We start from the raw sequence: 5,092 nt of genomic DNA, 5'->3' as shown, positions 1-5,092 counted from the left end.
ATCACAAGCCCAGCTAGACGATCAGCCCACAGACGCGGAAACGCCCGCCGGTGTCGAATCCGGCGGGCGTTTCTATGCCTGGTTTTTAGTTCTCGTTGGTCTCGCGGCGACGGCCGAGCGCCAGGTAGGCGCCACCCACCAGCATCAGCAGGACGCCGAGGGAGATCACGGCGCGCATCGGCGTACCGGTATCCGCAAGATCACCGTCGCGCTCCTTGCTGGAGGAGGTGGTGGTCTTCTTCGTGGAAGTCGAACCCTTCGCAGCAACGCGGTTGGAGTTGTTGCTTGCGTTCTTCACGGACGTGGTGCGGCCCGTGGAGCGGCTCGGGGTGGTCTTCAGCGGCAGTGGCGTCGCCGAGGACTTCGTGGTCTTCGCACCGCCACCGGCACCTGCGAGACCCGCGGCACCGGCCATTGCGGCAGCCGGGCCGAGAACCTTGGTGGCAATCGGCTTGAACTCATCAATCGCCTTCAAAATCTGCTGCGGACGGTTCAGCGTGGTCACGTTCGGATCACGGGCGAGAACGATCTCTGCGGTCTTCGCGTTGCGCTGGACCTGGATTTCCGTGTTCTTGTAGCCGTGCGGTGGTTCGATCAAGGTGAGCTTGATCAGCTTGCGATCCTTAGCGTCCTTATTCAGATCGAACACGACGTTTGCGCGTCCGTCGGCACCAGTCCTACCGGCAACGCGACCATCAGCGCTCTTGAACTCAGCGCCTTCAACAGCCTTGTTGTCATCGGTGCGGACAAGGACCTCCATGACCCAGTCATCCTCAGCCGCAGGCGCGGTTGGGGTCGTGGCCGAGTTGGTCGGGGTCTCGGTGGCAGGCGTGGTGGTCGTGGCCGGGTTCGTCGGGGTCTCGCTGCCCGGGGTTGCGGTCGGGGTTGCAGCGCCAGTCTCCGGGTTGTCAAGGCCAGGCAGCTTGAGGCCAGCGACACCGGCGAAGTTGTCAGCTTCATCACCCTTGGTGACGACGTTAGAAACCGCGTTGTCCTTCACGTGGATAGCGGTCGCGTCGTCGTCGGCAAAGACGAACTCGCCGTCTTCGTTCTTGTAGGCGTAGTTCAGTGCCTTTACCTTCGGCAGGGTTGCCTTTTCCGGCACTGTCACAGCGGCGTGGGTCGCGGCTGGAGCCTTCTCGTCGACGTCGAGGTGCCACAGGTAAGCCTCGCCCTTGTCGTTGGTGGACAGGGCGACAAGCGAGGTCTCGTTCTTCTCACCGTCGGCAGCCCATGCGGCGGGCTTGCCGGCTTCCTTCACGCCGTCGATCTTCAGCGGCTTAGTGGTGAACGCGAGCGGGGTGTTCTTGGCGCCCGACTTATCGTCGGAAAGATCCAGGGTGTACACCTTGTCCTCGCCGAACAGCACAAGCGTGCCGCCAGCGGTGAAGGCAGCGGTGTCGATCTTGGTGGCGTCGTCACCCTTGAGGTCGATCTTGCCCAGATCCATCAGACCACCATCGTTGGCGTTAATGCGCAGCAGGTGGCCGGCGTCCTTGCCCTCCTCGTCCTGGGAGATGGCGTACAGCAGCTTGTTTTCAGGGTGGCGCGCAAGAGCGGTGTAGGTGCGGCCCTTGGAGTTGTACTGCGCGCCAGAGGTACCGGTGCCGTTACCCGGCGTATCCAAGAACAAGGCAGCAAATGCCTTTGCAGCATCCGAGATGCTCGAGTCCTTGGCTGGGGTCTGCGTCACCGGCGCGGCCGAATCCGCCACGGGGGTGTTGGCGGTGGCCGGGGTGGTTGCTGGGGTCGTCGATACGCTGCTCGCATTGCTTGTCGACGACACCGGGTCCACCGCAGCAGACGACGTCACAGGCGCAGTCTCCTTCGCAGTAGCGCTCTCCTGCGCGTTTGCGACCGGCACGAGTGCGATCGAGCCTGCGACTGCTGCCGCGAGCGAAAGCCCGACGGCACGTTTTGCCTTGGATGTTGCTGCCATTATTACCTCTCGAGAATAGAAAAAGCGCGCACGAGCGCCCCCAAAAACCACATATGAATGTATACGCCAACCTTGGACTTCACAATACATCCCGAACAAAAGCGAAACCCGCCTACTCGCCGAGCAATTTGCATCGGTTTCGTAGGCGGGTCAGCTTTTACGCTTCAGCCGGTTCCGCAGGCTCCTCAGGCTTGGCGGTCTCCGTTGCCTCGGCCTTGTTGTTGGAGCTGCTGCCCTCGGTCTCTACGTTCCAGCCGAGCTGGCAGCTGGCGTAGTACAGACCCATGATCAGACCAGCCACAGCCAGGAGGCCAACACCGGCAACCGCAGCCGGGGCGGCCGGGTTGATCTGGGACAGCTGGCGGTTGACCTGGTCGATCTGCGCCTGGAACTGGTTGAACACAGACGGGACTTCAATGTTCACGTTCGGCATCACGCTGCGCACTGCCTCGTTGGCCTGTGCGGCCGCGGCGTTGAGCTCGTCTTCGAACATCACACCGATACCACCGGCGACTGCACCGAGAAGGCCGATCGGCACCAGCCACGCAACCGGGTTGGATACCGAGGATGCGGTGGCCAGGCACTTGCCCAGGGAGCTGCCGTCCTCGCCAACAATTTCGTTGTCCCTGCCGATACCGCCACCTGCAGCGATGTCGCCGTTGCCCTTCTCAAACTGCAGACCGATCACGATTTCCTTCTGGGACGGATCATCCGCAGCCGGACGCAGTTCGAACGGCTCGGAGAACTTGCCGCGAACCTTGAACGGCTTCGACTCCAGGGTCGAGCCCGCACGGGACGAGTTCTTCTCCGGATCACGCGGATCAATCAGACGCAGGTTGCCCGGGTTGTCGATCTCGAAGGTGTACTCACCCCACGGTGCAGACTCGAAGTAGACGTTGCCGTCTTCGTTGGTCTCGCCCGCGATGGACGGACCACCATCGGTCGGAACCAGCTTGACCTTCAGCCCTGCGAGGCCTTCGTTCTCGTCCTGCGTGCGGTTCTGGTTCTCATCAACCCATGCGATCAGGCGCAGGTTGTCAGCCAGCGGAGCACCCTGGTCAACGATGATGTGAGCGTTGCCCTTGAGGTTCTCGCGCGGGGAGATGATCAGCGTGGATGACGGGTCATCGCCGTAATCCGGTTCGCCCGCGAGGCCACGGCCACGAGCCGGACGCGTCGGGAGCTCGCCCCTTGCTTCCGCTTGGTTGTGGTGACGGACATTGGTTGCCAGACCTTCCGGAATCTCCGCAGTGAAGATCACACGCTGACCTGGCAGCAACGTGCCGTTGAAGCCCTCAGGCTTCTTAATCTCAAGATCCTTGACCTTCTTCAGCTGATCAGCTGGAACGTCGTTGCCATCCTTGTCTTTAGCATCGCCCTCAAAGATCGCGTCCTTAAGTTCCACGTTCACCATCGGTGCAGAACCGGTGTTCTGGACTTCGTAGGTGAACTTCAGTGCGTTGCCGACGCCCATACGAACAGGCTTGTCCGGGTTGGTAGCAAAGCGGGCGTTGACCTTCTTGTGCACCTCTGCCTTGATGAACTTGGTGTACGCCGAATCCGGCCCCGAGCCAACCTTTTCACCAGTGCTGGTTTCACCGAAGGCGGTAGCGACGTTGTTGAAGTCGAATGCGTCCTCCGGAGCCTTCATCTTGGCCTTAATCACCTCGGTTGCACCCGGGGCGAGCTCAGACTCAGCAGTCCAGCCTTCCGGCATCTTCAATTCGATGTTGCGCGACTGAAGTTCCGGATCATCGATCTCGATGTTCTTAATCGGCGTATCACCGGTGTTGGTGATGAAGAGCTCGTAGTAGAGATCCTCGCCGGGCAGGGTGGTCATGACATCGTCGACAAGATTGCCGTCCTTGTCCTTAACCTGGCCCAGGTTATCGGCGTCGCGGCCCCAGACCTGCTTCTCCAGTTTCAGGGAAGCATTCTTGGTCAGCTGGATTTCCGGCAGCTTCACGTCATCACCAGGGCGGACCGGAACCTTGATCTTGTCGATCTCGCGGTCGCTACCCGGAGTCAGGATCTCGATCTCGTTGACGCCAGGCGTGACATCTTCGATCTTGAAGTTGCCCTTCTCATCAACGTCGATGATCTTGGAGTCGCCGTTCGGGTCGGTCACTACGACCTTGGTACCCGGAACAGCATTGCCGTTGCCGTCGTTGACATTGCCCTCAATGGACTGATCGATCGGAGCCTTGACACGGATCTCGCCCATGTCGGTACGCTCGCCCTGCTTCACCGTGACCTTACGGTTCAGCGGCTTGCCGTTGATGTCGGTGTCCGGCCAGCCCTCCGGCAGCTCAATTTCCATGTCGAAATCGACGACGCCTTCAGGGAAGTACTGGAAATCGATCTCCGGGGTGACGAAGAAGCCGTCTCCATCAACGCTGAGCGGAATCTCGTAGTCGAAGTACTCCGGTCCCTTGGTCTCCTCAGTGCGGGGATCGACCGAGATGGTGTTCGGATCAGCGACATCCTTCTTGATGAACTTGATCTTTGCACCCTGGATCGGGTTACCGTGCTCATCGATCAACCAACCACCGACGGTGTTTTCACCGATGCGGTCAGACTTATCCTTGCGGTCACGCTCCGACTTGTCGACCTCGAACTCGATCGGCTTAGACTCGCCGTCCTTGACCTCAACGATCTTCGGACGCGGGTTGTTCATGCCCTCAGGCGTCTCTATCTCGACGATGTACTTACCGTCAGGCAGCGGCTTGTCGTCCGGACCATGGATCTCGAAGTTGCCCTCCGGGTCCGTGATCTCGACCTTGTCGACAATCTTCTCGCCATCAGGTCCATAAACCGTGACATTCGGATTACCCTCGCCGTCCTGAGGCAGCGGCTTGCCGTCCTTGTCCTTGACCGAGCCGGTAATGGAAGGCTTGGTCTCGGCCGGAGCGGTCGTGGTCGGCTCAGACGTGGCCGGCTTTGGAGTTTCCTTCGAAGTAGTTACCTTCGTCGTGGTCGGCTCAGACGTGGCCGGCTTTGGAGTTTCCTTCGACGTAGTTACCTTCGTCGTGGTCGGCCCAGACGTGGCCGGCTCCGTCGTCGGCTCGGTGGTCGGAGTGGTCTCAACCGGCTTCTTATCAATGGTGATTGTTGGCAATTCAGCAGGCTGGCCCGGATCAACCGTTACCGTCC

Annotated in this window: 1 protein-coding gene and 1 pseudogene; both read right to left on the bottom strand. The window is 60.4% G+C overall.

The genetic code is table 11. The features are described 5' to 3' along the window. Positions 1-85 precede the first annotated feature (85 nt). The gene (locus HMPREF2690_RS10355; RefSeq protein ID WP_070820840.1) at positions 86-1,939 is read right to left on the bottom strand and encodes a hypothetical protein; all 1,854 of its coding nucleotides are present in this window, start codon (positions 1,937-1,939) and stop codon (positions 86-88) included. 157 nt (positions 1,940-2,096) lie between these two features. Beyond that, positions 2,097-5,092: pseudogene (locus HMPREF2690_RS12220) on the bottom strand (hypothetical protein); the annotation flags it as partial.

This window comes from Corynebacterium sp. HMSC034E11, assembly GCF_001835905.1.
GTDB lineage: Bacteria > Actinomycetota > Actinomycetes > Mycobacteriales > Mycobacteriaceae > Corynebacterium > Corynebacterium coyleae.
Note: the sequence above shows the minus strand (reverse complement) of the source record. Positions and strands in the feature narration are given on the sequence as shown.